The organism is Salinibacterium amurskyense (genome assembly GCF_002797685.1).
Classification (GTDB): domain Bacteria; phylum Actinomycetota; class Actinomycetes; order Actinomycetales; family Microbacteriaceae; genus Rhodoglobus; species Rhodoglobus amurskyensis.
Genome location: NZ_PGFH01000003.1, coordinates 211,526 through 225,679, shown reverse-complemented (window position 1 = coordinate 225,679; position 14,154 = coordinate 211,526). Strand labels below are relative to the sequence as shown.

Sequence of the window (14,154 nt, the reverse complement as noted above, 5' to 3'; positions counted from 1 at the left end):
AGGGCGTGGAAGGTGCCCGCCCGCGTTAGCCGCGGACGGGCACCGAGCACACTAGTTGCTGTAGCGGTCTACAGCGGGCGGGGTCGGAAGCTTCAGGACGGTGCCTGCAGTCTCGTTCCAAGCCGCATCCCACGAACCGTCGGAGTACGAGGCCTCAAGAACGTCGTTGATGTAGTCGCGGAACGCGTCATCGTTGAGTCCAAGACCGATGCCGTAAGGCTCTTCGGTGAACGGGTTGCTGAGAACTTCGAATTCGCCAGCGTTCTGGTCGGCGAGGCCAGCCAGAATCACGTTGTCGGTGGTAACAGCGACAACCTTGCCGCTACGAAGCGGCTCGAGGCAAGCGGAGTAGGCGTCGGTGGTGATGAGCTTGACGTCGTACTCAGCGATGTTCTTTTCTGAGGTCGAACCGGCAACGCTGCAGACGTCCTTACCTGCGAGGTCCTCGGGGCCAGTGATGCCCTCGGGGTTATCTGCAAGAACGCAGATGTCCTGGCCTGCGTTGTAGTAAGGACCAGCGAAGGAAATTACTTCCTTGCGAGTGTCGTTGATCGTGTAAGTAGCAATCACGATGTCAACGGTGCCGTTCTCGATGAACGACTCACGGTTAGCGGAAACGGTTTCTTTCCACTCGATGTTGTCTTCACTAATACCCAGCGAAGCAGCAATGATCTTGCCAATTTCGACGTCGAAGCCGACGGGGTCGCCCGACGGTCCCTTGAGACCGAACAGCGGCTGGTCGAACTTGGTACCGATAGTGATCTTGCCGGCATCGGCAAGCTCAGCCATCGTGGTGCCTGCTTCGAACTCCGGAACGACTACGTCAGGATCAGTTGTTCCTGAGTCTGCTGCACATGCGCTGAGGCCAAGAAGACCTACGACGGCGATGGCAGAAATCATCAGACCTTTTTTGAGTCTCATGTGTTTCTCCTTGCTGCTGTGGGGATTACCCGCTGAGTTAGTGGGTAAGGATTTTCGAGAGGAAGTCTTGCGCTCTCGGAGATTGAGGGTTGGTGAAGAACTGCTCAGGCTCGGCCTCTTCAACAATTTCGCCATCCGCCATGAAAATCACACGGTCAGCGGCCTTACGAGCGAAGCCCATTTCGTGCGTAACCACGAGCATGGTCATGCCGTCTTTGGCGAGCTGCACCATGACATCGAGAACTTCGTTGATCATCTCGGGGTCGAGAGCCGACGTGGGCTCATCGAGAAGAATGATCTTGGGGTCCATGGCGAGTGAACGAGCGATGGCAACACGCTGTTGCTGTCCACCAGAAAGCTGAGCCGGCATCTTGGATGCCTGGTTGCCGATACCAACGCGATCGAGCAGCTCCATCGCGTGCTTGTCAGCTTCAACCTTGGAGACCTTGCGCACGCGGCGCGGGCCGAGCGTGACGTTCTCCAGAATCGTCTTGTGAGCGAAGAGGTTGAACGACTGGAATACCATGCCGACGTCTGCGCGCAGCTTGGCGAGACCAGCGCCCTCTTCGGGCAACAACTTGCCATCAATAGTGATGGTGCCATCGTCGATGGTCTCGAGGCGGTTAATCGCACGACAGAGCGTGGACTTTCCCGAACCACTCGGCCCGATCACGACAACTACCTCACCACGTTTAATCGTGGTGGAGATGTCTTTGAGCACGTGAAGCTCACCGTAATGTTTGTTGACATGGTCGATAACGACCAGAGGTTCACCGCTCTGTGCTGCCATACAGAAAGATAATCACATGCGTTCAACCACGGTCAATCGCCGCGCCTAGTCGTAACACGCTCGTGACACGAAATCAGATACTGCGTTGCGCGAAAGCACTCTCGTAGAGACATACGGATGCCGCAGTAGCCAAATTCATCGACTCCGCGTGGCCGTAAATTGGCACCGAAATGACCCAGTCGGCGAGCACATAGTGCTCATCGGTAAGGCCACGGGCCTCATTGCCGAATAACCACGCTGACGGGTGGTTGAGCACACCTTCGTTGCGCGCAGCCAAGAGATCTCCGCCCTTGATATCGGCGGCAAGAATGCGCAGCCCCTCGCCCTTGACTCGCTCGAGTACTTCTTCGAGCTCAGCACCGACGGCGACGGGAACGTGAAAGAGCGATCCCGTAGTGGCGCGAACAACCTTGGGATTGTAAAGATCGACGCTGCGGCCGGTCAGGATGACTGCGTCAGCACCGGCGGCATCCGCGGCACGGATGATCGTGCCGGCGTTACCGGGGTCGCGAACCTCTTCGAGGATAGCGATGAGTTTGGGACCATCCGCAAGGATGTCCTTCAACGATGTGGGGAATTGACGGCACACTGCGAGCACGCCCTGAGGCGTCACAGTGTCGGCCATGGTCTCGAGGACTTGCTCCGAAACGAACTCAACCTCGACACCCGCTTCTTCGGCCGCGCGCGCAATGCCGCTATGGCGCTCAAGAGCGGTGGGCGTGGCGTACAGCTCCACCAAGAGGTCCGGGCGGAATTCGAGCGCCTCAGAAACCGACTGGGGCCCCTCTAAGAGAAAAAGCCCAGTCTCAGACCGGGCGCTCTTCTTAGCGAGTTTGGCTACTGCACGTACGCGTGGAGAACGCGGGTTATCAATCACAAAATAACCCTAAGCGCGCGGGCCTGATATACGACAATCGGCACGCTGCAGAGACCATATTGGTCACTACAACGTGCCGATTGCACGAATAGTTGTGCGGCTAGTTACGCAGCCGAACGGGGTGCCGACGTGTCAGCGGGCAATGCAGCCTTAGCGGTTGCAACCAGCGACGCGAACGTGGCGGGCTCGGTGACAGCGAGGTCAGCGAGGATGCGACGGTCAACCTGAACTCCGGCCAGGTTCAAGCCCTGGATGAGACGGTTGTAGGTGAGGCCGTTGGCACGCGATGCAGCGTTGATGCGCTGGATCCACAGGCGACGGAATTCACCCTTGCGGGCACGGCGGTCACGGTACGCGTAGACGAGCGAGTGAGTGACCTGCTCCTTGGCCTTACGGTACAGACGCGAACGCTGTCCGCGGTAACCCTTTGCGCGCTCGAGGATAACCCGACGCTTCTTGTGAGCGTTTACGGCTCTTTTTACTCTTGCCATTATGTGTGTCCTAAACCCTTACTTACCGAGAAGCTTCTTGATGACCTTGGCATCCTGCGATGCAAGAACCTGATCCTGGTTGAGCGAGCGCTTACGCTTTCCGCTCTTGACCTCGAGGTTGTGTCGCATACCAGCCTGCTGCTTCATGACCTTGCCGCTACCGGTGACCTTGAAACGCTTCTTGGTGCCTGAGTGCGTCTTCTGCTTAGGCATCTTTCTCCTCTTTCTCTGGAACTTCTGCCGCACGAGGAGCTTTGTTAGCTACCTTGCGGGCCTCGGCTTCAGCTTTCGCCGTTGCCTTGGTCTTGTGTGGGCCAATAATCATGACCATGTTGCGACCGTCAATCGTCGGGGTCGATTCGATGGAACCGAACTCCGACACATCTTCGGCAAACTTCTGAAGCAAACGGACGCCCTGGTCAGGACGCGACTGCTCACGACCACGGAACAAGATCATTGCTTTGACCTTGTCGCCGCCCGAGAGGAATCCTTCGGCACGCTTGCGCTTGGTTTCGTAGTCGTGCTTGTCGATCTTCAGGCGGAAACGAACCTCTTTGAGGATCGTGTTTGCCTGGTTGCGACGAGCTTCTTTCGCCTTCTGCGCCTCTTCGTACTTGAACTTGCCGTGATCCATGATCTTGGCAACGGGAGGCTTGGAATTGGGAGCAACCTCGACCAAATCTAGATCTGCCTCTTGGGCGAGTCGGAGGGCGACGTCAATTGAGACGACACCGACTTGTTCACCGCCGGGTCCGACAAGACGGACCTCAGGAACTCGGATTCGGTCGTTGGTACGGGGATCGCTGATGCGTGTTCTCCTCACAGTTCGTGATGCGCAGAGGATCAGTAGTAATCACTGCGCAGTTTGGCGGATGCCATGGCGCGAAAGAGGATCAAACGCAGCGATGCTGCATCACCCTTTAAAGCTGCGCAGCCAGCATCCGGAACAATTCGCACGATCGCGTAGATCATGCGTACTGCACCGCCAGCGGACTGTGCGGGGTGTAACTACCCGGTAACCTTGTATGCGGTTGACAGGTGGGAGAATCTCCACTTTCGTAACCGGGGCGAGCCCCGGGCCTGCATAAGGATAGCAGAGCGAACCCCAATTAGCGAAGGACATCATGAGCGAGCCCACCAATGAGGATTACAACGAACTTCGCGACATCTCTGAAGTGCCCGCGGTCGAGGTAATTAACACCGTCGCCGTACACATGCTCAGTGCCGCCGCCGTAAAACTGGGACTTTCCGACGGCCCCAATGCCGAGGCCGAAAAAGACCTTGACGAAGCGCGAAAACTCATCAACGCCCTCGCCGGCTTTGTGACCGCTGCCGCCCCAGAAATCGGAAACCACCACGCTCGCCCGCTGCGCGACGGCCTGCGTTCGGTGCAGCTCGCGTTCCGCGAAGCATCAACATTCCCGGATGCGCCCGGCCAGGGTCCCGGCGAGAAGTACACCGGCCCCGTCAACTAGCCACGTTCCCCGGCGGTCCTGGGGCCGCTGGGCACGACGGCTCGGTTGCCGTCGGATGACGCCTCGACTTCTCGAGTCCTCGCGACTAGCACCTCGCCTGCTGGATTACCGCTGGCTTGGCGGCCGCCAGGTTTGCTCCGCTAGTCGGCAGCGGGAGCCCGCACGACTTGAATTGCGAGAGAGTCGACCGACTCTGCGATGAGCTCTGAAGCACTCCAACTCGTGCGAAGGCGATCCATGATGGCGTCGAGAGTCTCGCGATCAAGCCCCTCGCGCATTGCGATCTGCACGACCAATTCAGGGCCCTGCAAACGGGCTCCGGGGTCGCCGGCGAGAAGCTGAACGTCAACGACGTTCGATTCGTCAGCAGCGGATGCCGCAAACTCATCTCGCACGTCAGCACGCAAGAAGCTCGGGGTCCAGTCAACGGACTGAGCAATCGCCCACACCGCGGGGCGGCGAATGATGAACTCGCTGTCACTCAGCGGGTCAATAATGACAAGGTCAGTATTTTCGCTCGCGGCCGCCAGCGCGACACGGGTGCCTGCTGCAGGCACCGGCCGAGCATCCGGGTTCCAGGTCTTCATCGCGTCAACAGAGCTGAACACCGGCAGCACTGCGCGGCCATCGGGCCCGGTAACGGTCACGATCGACAGCTCTTGAGTCTTATCGACTGTGAGCCCCTCGGCGGTGGTGCCGGTCTCCCCTGCCTTCGCGAGAAGCGGGATCAGCAGGCGCGAGGTGCGTACCTGATCGACAACTTCGGACTCGGAAGCATCACCGGCGTGAAAGCGAGTGATTGCCGCCATGAGTTCTTCTGGGGCGCGACCATCGTCATCCGGAGCAGGATTCGGCTCGAACGAGCGCCCCGCCCAGGGCACCCCGGCAGAGTCTGCTGCGTTCGATTCCGCCGCCATGATTAGTGCGAGGAGACGTCGAGCGCTTCAGCGAGCGTGAAGGCCTTGGCGTACAGCGCCTTACCGACGATTGCGCCCTCGAGTCCCTGAGGAACGAGTTCGCGCAGTTCGATGAGGTCGTCCAAGCTCGATACTCCGCCCGAGGCGATGACCGGACGGTGGGTGCGGTCCATGACCTGGCGAAGAAGTTCGATGTTCGGGCCCTGCAGCGTGCCGTCTTTCGTGACGTCAGTCACCACGTAGCGGCAGCAACCGGCAGACTCGAGGCGGTCGAGGACGGTCCAGATGTCGCCGCCCTCTTGAGTCCAACCGCGGGCAGCGAGCGTCGTGCCGCGGACGTCGAGACCGACAGCGATTGCCTCACCGTACTCGGCGATAACGTGGGCAGCCCACTCGGGGTTCTCCAACGCGGCCGTGCCGAGGTTGATGCGCTTGGCGCCGGTGGCGAGAGCAGCTTCGAGCGACTCGTCATCGCGGATGCCACCCGAGAGTTCGATGTTCACGCGCTTTGGCGTGGACTTGATGACCTTCTTGATCATCGCGTGGTTGTTGCCCCGGCCGAAAGCCGCGTCGAGGTCAACGAGGTGAATCCACTCGGCGCCCTGGTCAACCCAGTCATGCGCAGCAGCGCATGGATCGCCGTAGCTCTTCTCGGTGCCGGCTTCGCCCTGCGTGAGACGCACAGCCTTACCGTCTGCTACATCCACCGCGGGAAGCAGTGTAAGACCGGGGGTTTTGTTGAACTCGCTCATAGATACGCTCTCTAAAGACCTGACCGCGGAACGCCGCGCACAAGCATCCGATACTAGTGCACGACGAACAGGCGCAAAATCAGAGTGTCTTCAACCAGTTGCTTAGAAGTTTGATTCCGGCTTCGCCCGACTTCTCCGGGTGAAATTGAGTGGCAGTCAAGGGTCCGTTTTCGACCGCTGCCAAGAAACGCCCGCCATGGTCGGCCCAGGTGAGCTTCGGCTGCGGGAAAGGGGGCTGAACGTCAAGCGTCCACTGCTGTGCAGCGTACGAGTGAACGAAGTAGAAACGTTCGTCGCGAATGGAATCGAACAGCGTCGTATCGTCAGGAGTCTCGACAGTATTCCAGCCCATGTGCGGCAAAACCGGCGCGGGTAACTTTTCTACAACACCCGGCCACTCGTCGAGCCCGTCGGTCTGAATACCGTGTTCGTCGCCAGAGGCGAAGAGCACTTGCATGCCGACACAGATGCCCATAACCGGGCGGCTACCCGTGAGGCGTTTTTCGATGATTGCGCCACCGCGAACCGACTCGAGAGCCGACATGACGGCCGCAAAGGCACCGACGCCGGGCACGAGGAGACCGTCTGCTGCCTCAGCAACCGAACGATCCGCGCTCAACCGAACGTTCGCACCCGCGGCCTCGAGAGCTTTCGCCGCCGAGTGGATGTTGCCGGAACCGTAGTCGAGGATGACAACTGAAGGAGCAGCCACTCTAGAGCGCGCCCTTCGTAGACGGGATACCCGAGACACGGGCATCCGGCTCGACCGCAGCACGCATCGCGCGAGCGAAAGCTTTGAACTCGGCCTCCGCGATGTGGTGCGGGTCGCGGCCACCCAATACCGTCACGTGCACCGTGATTCCCGCGTTGTAACTGATTGCCTCGAAGACGTGACGCACCATCGAGCCCGTGAAGTGCCCACCGATGAGGTGCATTTCGAAGCCCGCAGGCTCCCCCGTGTGCACGAGGTAGGGACGCCCAGAGACATCAACAACCGCCCGCACGAGAGCTTCATCGAGAGGCACGAGAGCGTCACCGTAGCGCGAGATACCCGCCTTGGTTCCCAGAGCCTGCTTGATCGCGAGCCCCAGAGCGATACCGATGTCTTCCACCGTGTGGTGGACATCGATGTGGGTGTCACCGCTCGCTTTGACCGTGAGGTCGATGAGCGAGTGCTTAGAGAATGCCGTCAGCATGTGGTCGTAGAAAGGAACCGAGGTCTCAATGGATGAGGTGCCGGTGCCGTCGAGGTTGATCGAAAGTTCGATGCTCGACTCGCTAGTTTCGCGCTTAATCGTCGCGGTGCGATCTGAAGTCATTACTCAACCCTACCGAGCGCTTGAAGGTCTGCCATCGCATCCAAGAACGCCGTTGTCTCTTCCGCAGTACCGGCGGTGACCCGCAAGTGGTGCGGGATGCCCACGTCGCGGATCAAAATGTCTTGAATGAGGAGCTTGTGGAACAGCGCCTGCGGGTCGTCCACTCCGCCGAACAGCACGAAGTTTGCCTCGCTGGGCACTGGCGTGAAGCCCAGAGCCGACAGCCCGGCGCTCATTCGGTCACGCTGAGTCTTGATCTCGTCGACCATCGCAAGCATTTCCGGTGCGTGGGCAAGCGCCGCAACAGCCGCCGCTTGAGTGAGCGCGGACAAGTGATAGGGCAAGCGAACGAGTCGAAGCGCATCAGCGATGGCGGGATCAGCCGCGAGGTAGCCCACGCGCGCTCCCGCGAAAGCGAATGCCTTGCTCATGGTGCGAGAAACGATGAGGCGAGGGCGACCGTCGAGCAATGCCAGCGCCGATTCGCGGTCGGAGAACTCGGCGTAGGCCTCATCGACGAGAACGATTCCGTCAGTCGCGTCGTACGCGGCGGCGATGGTGTCGTTGCTCACGGGAGTGCCGGTCGGGTTATTAGGTGAGCACAGGAACGCGACGTCTGGGGTGTGCTCGGCGATCGCCGCCACCACACTCTCGGGAGTGATGTCATAAGCAGGATCCCGAGGCGCGGTTACCCACTCAGTTCCTGTGCCAGAAGCGATGATCGAGTGCATCGAGTACGTGGGAGGGAAACCGAGGACACGACGCCCGGGGCCTCCAAAAGCTTGCAGCGTCTGCTGGAGAACTTCGTTCGAACCATTGGCGGCCCAGATGTGGTCGGCCGTCAGACCGTGCCCCAAGTAGGCCGCGAGTGACTCGCGAAGCTCGGTGAACTCGCGGTCCGGGTACCGATTGGCATTCATGACCGCGCCTGCGAGGGCCATCACGATGTCGGTAGCGACTGTTTCCGGAATCGGATGCGTGTTCTCGTTGACATTGAGTTGAATGCGTACGGGGTCAGTCGGCGCACCGTAGGGAGTGAGACCGCGAAGGTCATCACGAATGGGGAGATCAGAAAGCGAAGTCACTCATCAATGCTAGAGGAACGCGGCTGGACTCTGCGCCTCATGACGCTTGCCTAGGACCGCGCGGTGGAAGCTCAGCGTGGCTTGCTTTAGCGCGAGAAGCTTGCGGGAATCGCGAGCTCTTGGCCAGCGAAGATATCTGCTGACGGAAGCTGGTTGAGCTGCACGAGCTGGGCGACTACCTCACGCGGGTCTTGGCCAGGAGCGTGCTGCTCAGCGATGTTCCAGAGAGACTGGCCCGCCGCAACATCCACATAGACGAAAGCGTTCTCATCGGCGTCGAGCGTTGCGACTGCTCCACCGCTGTTAAGCGAGAACACGAGCGCGGCGATAACCAACGGCGCGGCCGCGAGCGTCGTGAAGACGACACGGCCACGCGTGGTGAGGCGAAGACGTGGTGCGGACTGCCGAGCACGGACAGCCGCGTTAGGTGCAATCACTGCAGTGGACATCATTCACTCCTCTAGGGGTTATCGCACCCGACTCGGGTTATCGCACCCGACTCTCGGCCGGGAGAGCCGGGTGCGAAGCTGTGTTCCGAACATACATTCGAATAGTTCGAATATCAAGTACATATTCGAAGAAGCCACTGACATTTGTTTCAGACACTCGAACAAATGTTTGGTTTTGGCCTCTCCTGCGGATACAGTTTCGAATGAGCCACTGACATTGGAATCGTCACTGGCAGAAATAGAGGACTCGTGACTGACTCAACAGCCCGCCCCGATGACGCTTCTGAGCGGGGAACGCGGCGGCGAACCAACCTGAGCGCCAAACAGCAGGCGATCCTCGAAATGATCCAGCGTTCTGTAGCTACTCAGGGCTACCCGCCGAGCATGCGTGAGATTGGCGACGCCGTCGGACTCTCTTCGCTGTCGAGCGTGACGCACCAGCTCAACCAGCTTGAGCTGAGTGGCTACGTGCGCCGAGACCCCAATCGCCCACGTGCGATCGAAGTACTCATCGATGTTCCGAGTGCAGTCGATGAATCCAGCACCATCAGCCCATCTATGGGCGATGCAGCGATGGTTCCTCTCGTCGGACGAATCGCTGCCGGTATCCCCATCACCGCCGAACAGCACGTCGAAGAAGTATTCCCCCTCCCCCGCCAACTTGTGGGCAAGGGCGAGCTCTTCATGCTCAAGGTCGTCGGGGATTCCATGATCGACGCAGCGATTTGCGACGGCGACTGGGTAGTGGTGCGCCAGCAACAAACTGCAGAGAATGGCGACATCGTGGCAGCAATGCTCGATGACGAAGCCACCGTCAAGGTCTTCCGTCAGCGCGACGGCCACACGTGGCTACTCCCCCGCAACTCCAACTTCGAGCCGATCTTGGGCGACTACGCGCAAGTACTCGGCAAAGTCGTTACGGTACTGCGCGCGCTCTAAGTGCTGACCGAGTCGGCGTAGCCCTGTTTAGTCGGGGCTACGCCGCGGCAAGCTACTTCACCTGAGCGGTGACGAACTCTTCGATCTCCGGCACACGCGCAGGGTGCACAAGCGCCGTCACAAGCGTGCCCTCTTCGCGATAGTCCGTTGACATGACGCGGCCCTGCACATGCAGGCGCGAGATCACCTCACCACGGTCGTACGGCACCAGCAGGGTGACTTCGACCTCGGGCTTGGGCAGCAGCTCCGCGATGCGGGCGTTGAGTTCGTCGATGCCCTCGCCAGAGCGCGCCGACACAAAGATGCCCGTCGGTTCAAGGCCACGGATCACCAAACGCTGGTCGTCATCCGCAAGATCGCTCTTGTTGAACACGACGATCTCTGGGATGCCGCGGGCACCCAACTCGCCGATCACGTCGCGAACGGTAGCGAGCTGCGCTCCCGGGTCGGGATGCGAGGCGTCTACAACGTGCACGATGACGTCGGCCTGGCCGACCTCCTCCAGCGTGGAACGAAACGCCTCCACGAGCTGGTGAGGCAGATTTCGAACGAATCCGACGGTGTCGCTCAGAGTGAACAGGCGCCCGTCTGCCGTCGTCGACTTGCGAACGGTGGCGTCAAGCGTCGCGAACAGAGCGTTCTCGACGAGTACGCCGGCCTTAGTCATGCGGTTGAGCAAACTCGACTTGCCCGCGTTGGTGTAGCCAGCGATTGCGACACTCGGCACTTCGAACCGGTCACGGTTAGCCCGCTTCGCTTCGCGAGCCGGCGCGAAGCTCTTGATCTGCTTACGCAGGCGAGCCATGCGAGTGTGGATGTGACGACGATCAAGTTCGATCTTCGTCTCACCCGGTCCGCGGCTACCCATACCGGCGCCGGCGCCACCGACCTGACCACCGGCCTGGCGAGACATCGATTCACCCCAACCACGCAGTCGGGGCAACAGGTACTCGAGCTGAGCAAGCTCAACTTGAGCCTTACCCTCGCGGCTCGTGGCATGCTGGCTGAAAATGTCGAGGATGACGGCGGTGCGGTCGATGACCTTGACGCCGACAACGTCTTCCAGCGCACGGCGCTGGCTCGGCGCGAGCTCGGTATCAGCAATGACGGTATCGGCACCGGTTGCGGCCACGACATCCTTCAGCTCACGAGCCTTACCCTTTCCCAAGTATGTACTGGGGTCGGGGTGGCTGCGGCGCTGCAAGAGGCCGTCGAGCACCACAGCACCCGCCGTCTCAGCGAGAGCCGAGAGTTCGCGGATGGAGTTCTCGGCGTCGCGCAGGTTGCCCTGTCCGTAGATGCCGATAAGAACAACGTTCTCGATGCGTAGCTGGCGGTACTCAACTTCGGTGACGTCGTCTAGTTCGGTCGAAAGACCGGCAACACGTTTGAGCGCATGTCGATCGTCACGATCGAACTGGTCGCCATCGCGATCAGCTTCGTAGTGAGCATCCGACTGCAACGCTTGTGCACCCGAATTGCCGAGCCCCGCAGCCCCGAACCGCTTCACCGCGGCGTGATCGGAGCCTTCGCTCGCTAGAACACGGTCGACGGAACGCTCGGCGTCGTCGCCGTTATTGGCCTCGATACTGGTTTCTGTCGTGTTTCGCGTCATTTGGGTTAACCCTACTTGTCTAGTTTTCGGTAAGTTCTGTGCATGGCCAACGAGCATTACTTCTCGTCATCACCCGAGAGTGATCTCAAGTTGCGGACGATTCACGCGACCATTGCAGGTGTTGAACGCGAACTTGTCACGTCGAATGGGATCTTTAGCCCCGAGCGCATCGATGCCGGAACGAAAGTTCTGCTGTCGAATGTGCCGGCGCCTCCTCCGGGAGGAAACCTGCTTGACCTCGGTTGCGGCTGGGGACCTATGGCGCTCACCCTTGCCCTCGAGTCACCTCATGCAACGGTGTGGGCGGTGGACGTCAACGAGCGCGCACTGGATCTTGTGCGGGCTAACGCCGAAAAATTGTCCATACCCAATATTAACGCGGTTCTGCCCGCAGATGTTCCCGAAGACATAACATTTATGTCTATTTGGTCGAACCCGCCCATTCGCGTGGGCAAGAACGAACTCCACAACATTCTGCAGACCTGGCTGCCCCGCCTTGAGCTCGATGCCGACGCGTGGCTCGTCGTGCAAAAGAATCTGGGATCAGATTCCCTCCAGCGGTGGATGGAAGCAACCTTCCCCGACAACTTCAGCTTCACGCGCGCCGCCACCAACAAGGGCTACCGAGTGTTGCGGGCACGTCACCACGCCGTCAGCGAGTAGCTCGCCAGACGGAAAGGCGGCTCTGGGGCCGCAGGGGGCTCGCTAAGCGAGTTCTAGCGTGCCGGTGAACACGAGCTCGGCTGGGCCGCTCAACGAGACGTGCTCGCCATCCTCGGTCGGGAACATGCGCACGACGACAGTGCCACCGGGTACCGTCACGCGCCACTGGTGGGGCGCGCTGCGTCCGGCATAGTGGCGAATAGCAAGCGCCGCCGCGACTGCACCCGTGCCACACGACAACGTTTCGCCACTGCCGCGCTCGTGCACCCGCATCCGGATTGAACCAACGCCGTCTTTCACGAGCGGCTCGGCAGGAACAACGAATTCGACGTTGGCCCCGTGTTCGGGCAGCGGGTCGATGACGGGAATGTAGTTGAGGTCTACGCGATCGAGTTCGGCCTCTTCGGCCAAAGCCACCACCACATGGGGGTTGCCGACGTTGATACCGAGGCCCGGTCGGGCCACTTCGAGTTCCTTCGCACGTACGAGCGGCTCGCCACCGTCGAGCATCCAACGGCCCATGTCGACCTGGTAGCCGGCCATATTGCGCTGAACGTCACGCACACCGCTTCGGGTACCGATCGGCAAAGTGTCTCCCGGCTCGAAATCAACGAGCCCTTCCGAGGCGAGGTATTCGGCGTACACGCGGATGCCGTTGCCGCACATTTCCGAGATGCTGCCGTCGGCGTTGTGATAATCCATGAACCACTCGGCATCGGCGTCTTCTGCTAGCGCCGCAGCGCCGGCATCGAGACTGCGAGAGCGCACGGCACGGATGACGCCGTCGGCACCCACTCCGAAACGACGGTCGCAGATTGCGGCGACCTGCTGGGGAGTGAGGTTGATCTCGCCATCAGGGTCAGTGAAGAGAACGAAGTCGTTGCCAGTTCCCTGACCTTTGGTGAAGTTAAGCGTCGCCATGCGATCCATTCTCTCCCATCACGACCGCCAGAGCACGTTGCACACGGTCGGGATCGTCGTAGGCCAGCCAGTGGCACTGTTCGTAACGTTTGAACCACCCCACCTGGCGGCGGGCGTAGCGGCGAGTGAGGGCCGCGGTTTGCTCGATAGCCTCGGCTTCGCTGAGCGTGCCATCGAGCTGCTCGATCGCTTGCGCGTAGCCGATCGCCCGCGCAGCGGTAACGCCAAGCCCCCGGTCGCGAAGACCGCGCACCTCATCGAGAAGCCCGGTATCCCACATGTGCTGCACCCGACGGTTAAGACGCGGCACGAGCTCGTCTCGCGGAGTGGTGAGGCCGAAGATGTGCGCTGGCGTCCAGAGCTTGGTTTCTTCGGGCAGGCCCGCACCGAAGGGCTCCCCCGTGATCTCGATCACTTCGAGAGCTCGCACGATGCGACGCCCGTTGCTGGCGCCAATCGATTGTGCAGCCGCCGGATCCACCGCTTGGAGCCTCTGAAAAAGGAGGCCGACGCCATCGCGTTCAAGCTCAGCTTCTAGCCGTGCCCGCACCTCCGGGTCGCGGGCGGGAAACTGAAAGTCGTGGATGACGCTCGACACGTAGAGCCCTGATCCCCCGACCATGATGGGCACGCGCCCTGCACCCTGAATTTGCGTAATCAGTTGCCGAGCATCCTGTTGATACTGCGCCACGCTGGCGTCATCGGTGGGGTCGAGAACGTCAAGCATGTGATGCGGGATGCCTCGGCGCTCGTCGACAGGAAGCTTGGCGGTACCGATATCCATGCCGCGGTAAAACTGCATAGCGTCGGCGTTGATGATCTCGCACGCATTACCTTGGCGCGCTAGGCCCTCAGCGATGTCGAGAGAGAGCTCGGACTTGCCGGTTCCGGTTGCCCCGACGACAACAACGAGGGGTGGTGTGCTGGCGATAGCCATCTC

19 protein-coding genes are annotated in these 14,154 nt (G+C 60.4%); 3 read left to right on the top strand and 16 right to left on the bottom strand.

All coding sequences use genetic code 11. The features are described from left to right. Positions 1 to 51 precede the first annotated feature (51 nt). The 7 genes from CLV85_RS13190 to CLV85_RS13615 form a co-directional block, all read right to left on the bottom strand. A complete protein-coding gene (locus tag CLV85_RS13190) occupies positions 52 to 921 on the bottom strand; it encodes a glutamate ABC transporter substrate-binding protein (protein ID WP_100390099.1) in 870 nt (289 codons plus the stop codon). A gap of 37 nt (positions 922 to 958) precedes the next feature. Further along, positions 959 to 1,711, bottom strand: a complete 753-nt coding sequence (locus CLV85_RS13185) for an amino acid ABC transporter ATP-binding protein (protein WP_100390098.1) — start codon at positions 1,709 to 1,711, stop codon at positions 959 to 961. A 73-nt stretch (positions 1,712 to 1,784) separates the two neighbouring features. Continuing rightward, a complete protein-coding gene (locus CLV85_RS13180) occupies positions 1,785 to 2,588 on the bottom strand; it encodes a TrmH family RNA methyltransferase (RefSeq protein ID WP_100390097.1) in 804 nt (267 codons plus the stop codon). A gap of 104 nt (positions 2,589 to 2,692) precedes the next feature. Beyond that, complete coding sequence (gene rplT / locus CLV85_RS13175; RefSeq protein WP_009771944.1) at positions 2,693 to 3,079, bottom strand: 50S ribosomal protein L20; 387 nt, start codon at positions 3,077 to 3,079, stop codon at positions 2,693 to 2,695. 18 nt (positions 3,080 to 3,097) lie between these two features. Next, positions 3,098 to 3,292, bottom strand: a complete 195-nt coding sequence (gene rpmI / locus CLV85_RS13170) for a 50S ribosomal protein L35 (protein ID WP_100390096.1) — start codon at positions 3,290 to 3,292, stop codon at positions 3,098 to 3,100. Further along, entirely contained in the window at positions 3,285 to 3,902 is a 618-nt protein-coding gene (gene infC, locus CLV85_RS13165) for a translation initiation factor IF-3 (protein WP_100390095.1), read from the bottom strand. The genes rpmI and infC overlap by 8 nt, the downstream gene beginning before the upstream one ends. Positions 3,903 to 3,922: 20 nt before the next feature. Then, positions 3,923 to 4,051 carry a hypothetical protein gene (locus tag CLV85_RS13615; RefSeq protein WP_268249132.1) on the bottom strand — a complete coding sequence of 43 codons (129 nt, stop codon included), beginning with the start codon at positions 4,049 to 4,051 and terminating at the stop codon, positions 3,923 to 3,925. A 152-nt stretch (positions 4,052 to 4,203) separates the two neighbouring features. Between CLV85_RS13615 and CLV85_RS13160 the strand changes: the two genes are divergently transcribed. After that, positions 4,204 to 4,554, top strand: a complete 351-nt coding sequence (locus CLV85_RS13160; RefSeq protein WP_100390094.1) for a DUF1844 domain-containing protein — start codon at positions 4,204 to 4,206, stop codon at positions 4,552 to 4,554. Positions 4,555 to 4,694: 140 nt separating this feature from the next. Here the strand turns inward: CLV85_RS13160 and CLV85_RS13155 are convergent, their stop codons facing one another. From CLV85_RS13155 to CLV85_RS13130, 6 genes are all read right to left on the bottom strand, one after another. Beyond that, positions 4,695 to 5,471 carry an SseB family protein gene (locus CLV85_RS13155; RefSeq protein WP_100390093.1) on the bottom strand — a complete coding sequence of 259 codons (777 nt, stop codon included), beginning with the start codon at positions 5,469 to 5,471 and terminating at the stop codon, positions 4,695 to 4,697. 2 nt (positions 5,472 to 5,473) lie between these two features. After that, positions 5,474 to 6,223 carry a bifunctional 1-(5-phosphoribosyl)-5-((5-phosphoribosylamino)methylideneamino)imidazole-4-carboxamide isomerase/phosphoribosylanthranilate isomerase PriA gene (gene priA / locus CLV85_RS13150; RefSeq protein ID WP_100390092.1) on the bottom strand — a complete coding sequence of 250 codons (750 nt, stop codon included), beginning with the start codon at positions 6,221 to 6,223 and terminating at the stop codon, positions 5,474 to 5,476. Between the two features lie 79 nt (positions 6,224 to 6,302). Continuing rightward, positions 6,303 to 6,980 (bottom strand): imidazole glycerol phosphate synthase subunit HisH, encoded by a 678-nt coding sequence (gene hisH, locus CLV85_RS13145; protein WP_169925825.1) that lies wholly within the window; start codon positions 6,978 to 6,980, stop codon positions 6,303 to 6,305. Further along, positions 6,937 to 7,542 carry an imidazoleglycerol-phosphate dehydratase HisB gene (gene hisB, locus CLV85_RS13140; RefSeq protein WP_100390090.1) on the bottom strand — a complete coding sequence of 202 codons (606 nt, stop codon included), beginning with the start codon at positions 7,540 to 7,542 and terminating at the stop codon, positions 6,937 to 6,939. The genes hisH and hisB overlap by 44 nt, the downstream gene beginning before the upstream one ends. Further along, positions 7,542 to 8,627, bottom strand: coding sequence for a histidinol-phosphate transaminase (locus CLV85_RS13135; protein ID WP_100390089.1), 1,086 nt, complete (start codon positions 8,625 to 8,627; stop codon positions 7,542 to 7,544). The genes hisB and CLV85_RS13135 overlap by 1 nt, the downstream gene beginning before the upstream one ends. Positions 8,628 to 8,713: 86 nt before the next feature. Next, positions 8,714 to 9,076, bottom strand: coding sequence for a LysM peptidoglycan-binding domain-containing protein (locus tag CLV85_RS13130; protein ID WP_100390088.1), 363 nt, complete (start codon positions 9,074 to 9,076; stop codon positions 8,714 to 8,716). Between the two features lie 249 nt (positions 9,077 to 9,325). On the opposite strand from CLV85_RS13130, the gene lexA reads away from it, so the two are divergent. Then, entirely contained in the window at positions 9,326 to 10,015 is a 690-nt protein-coding gene (lexA, locus tag CLV85_RS13125; RefSeq protein ID WP_100390087.1) for a transcriptional repressor LexA, read from the top strand. 52 nt (positions 10,016 to 10,067) lie between these two features. Here the strand turns inward: lexA and hflX are convergent, their stop codons facing one another. Beyond that, positions 10,068 to 11,630, bottom strand: a complete 1,563-nt coding sequence (hflX, locus tag CLV85_RS13120; protein ID WP_169925824.1) for a GTPase HflX — start codon at positions 11,628 to 11,630, stop codon at positions 10,068 to 10,070. Between the two features lie 42 nt (positions 11,631 to 11,672). Between hflX and CLV85_RS13115 the strand changes: the two genes are divergently transcribed. After that, a complete protein-coding gene (locus CLV85_RS13115; protein ID WP_100390086.1) occupies positions 11,673 to 12,293 on the top strand; it encodes a class I SAM-dependent methyltransferase in 621 nt (206 codons plus the stop codon). 42 nt (positions 12,294 to 12,335) lie between these two features. Here the strand turns inward: CLV85_RS13115 and dapF are convergent, their stop codons facing one another. Then, on the bottom strand, positions 12,336 to 13,214 hold the full coding sequence (gene dapF, locus CLV85_RS13110; protein ID WP_100390085.1) for a diaminopimelate epimerase: 879 nt from the start codon (positions 13,212 to 13,214) through the stop codon (positions 12,336 to 12,338). Next, complete coding sequence (miaA, locus tag CLV85_RS13105; RefSeq protein ID WP_100390084.1) at positions 13,201 to 14,151, bottom strand: tRNA (adenosine(37)-N6)-dimethylallyltransferase MiaA; 951 nt, start codon at positions 14,149 to 14,151, stop codon at positions 13,201 to 13,203. Before miaA ends, dapF begins: the two co-directional genes overlap by 14 nt. Positions 14,152 to 14,154 lie beyond the last annotated feature (3 nt).

What these genes read in the sequence shown, in the direction of transcription:
- miaA (WP_100390084.1), bottom strand. Translation starts at nt 14,151, where the DNA reads ATGGCTATCGCCAGCACACCACCCCTCGTTGTTGTCGTCGGGGCAACC.
- priA (WP_100390092.1), bottom strand. Translation starts at nt 6,223, where the DNA reads ATGAGCGAGTTCAACAAAACCCCCGGTCTTACACTGCTTCCCGCGGTG.
- CLV85_RS13160 (WP_100390094.1), top strand. Translation starts at nt 4,204, where the DNA reads ATGAGCGAGCCCACCAATGAGGATTACAACGAACTTCGCGACATCTCT.
- hisB (WP_100390090.1), bottom strand. Translation starts at nt 7,542, where the DNA reads ATGACTTCAGATCGCACCGCGACGATTAAGCGCGAAACTAGCGAGTCG.
- rpmI (WP_100390096.1), bottom strand. Translation starts at nt 3,292, where the DNA reads ATGCCTAAGCAGAAGACGCACTCAGGCACCAAGAAGCGTTTCAAGGTC.
- hisH (WP_169925825.1), bottom strand. Translation starts at nt 6,980, where the DNA reads ATGCCCGTGTCTCGGGTATCCCGTCTACGAAGGGCGCGCTCTAGAGTG.
- CLV85_RS13185 (WP_100390098.1), bottom strand. Translation starts at nt 1,711, where the DNA reads ATGGCAGCACAGAGCGGTGAACCTCTGGTCGTTATCGACCATGTCAAC.
- CLV85_RS13115 (WP_100390086.1), top strand. Translation starts at nt 11,673, where the DNA reads ATGGCCAACGAGCATTACTTCTCGTCATCACCCGAGAGTGATCTCAAG.
- dapF (WP_100390085.1), bottom strand. Translation starts at nt 13,214, where the DNA reads ATGGCGACGCTTAACTTCACCAAAGGTCAGGGAACTGGCAACGACTTC.
- CLV85_RS13615 (WP_268249132.1), bottom strand. Translation starts at nt 4,051, where the DNA reads ATGATCTACGCGATCGTGCGAATTGTTCCGGATGCTGGCTGCGCAGCT.
- CLV85_RS13155 (WP_100390093.1), bottom strand. Translation starts at nt 5,471, where the DNA reads ATGGCGGCGGAATCGAACGCAGCAGACTCTGCCGGGGTGCCCTGGGCG.
- rplT (WP_009771944.1), bottom strand. Translation starts at nt 3,079, where the DNA reads ATGGCAAGAGTAAAAAGAGCCGTAAACGCTCACAAGAAGCGTCGGGTT.
- hflX (WP_169925824.1), bottom strand. Translation starts at nt 11,630, where the DNA reads ATGACGCGAAACACGACAGAAACCAGTATCGAGGCCAATAACGGCGAC.
- CLV85_RS13190 (WP_100390099.1), bottom strand. Translation starts at nt 921, where the DNA reads ATGAGACTCAAAAAAGGTCTGATGATTTCTGCCATCGCCGTCGTAGGT.
- CLV85_RS13130 (WP_100390088.1), bottom strand. Translation starts at nt 9,076, where the DNA reads ATGTCCACTGCAGTGATTGCACCTAACGCGGCTGTCCGTGCTCGGCAG.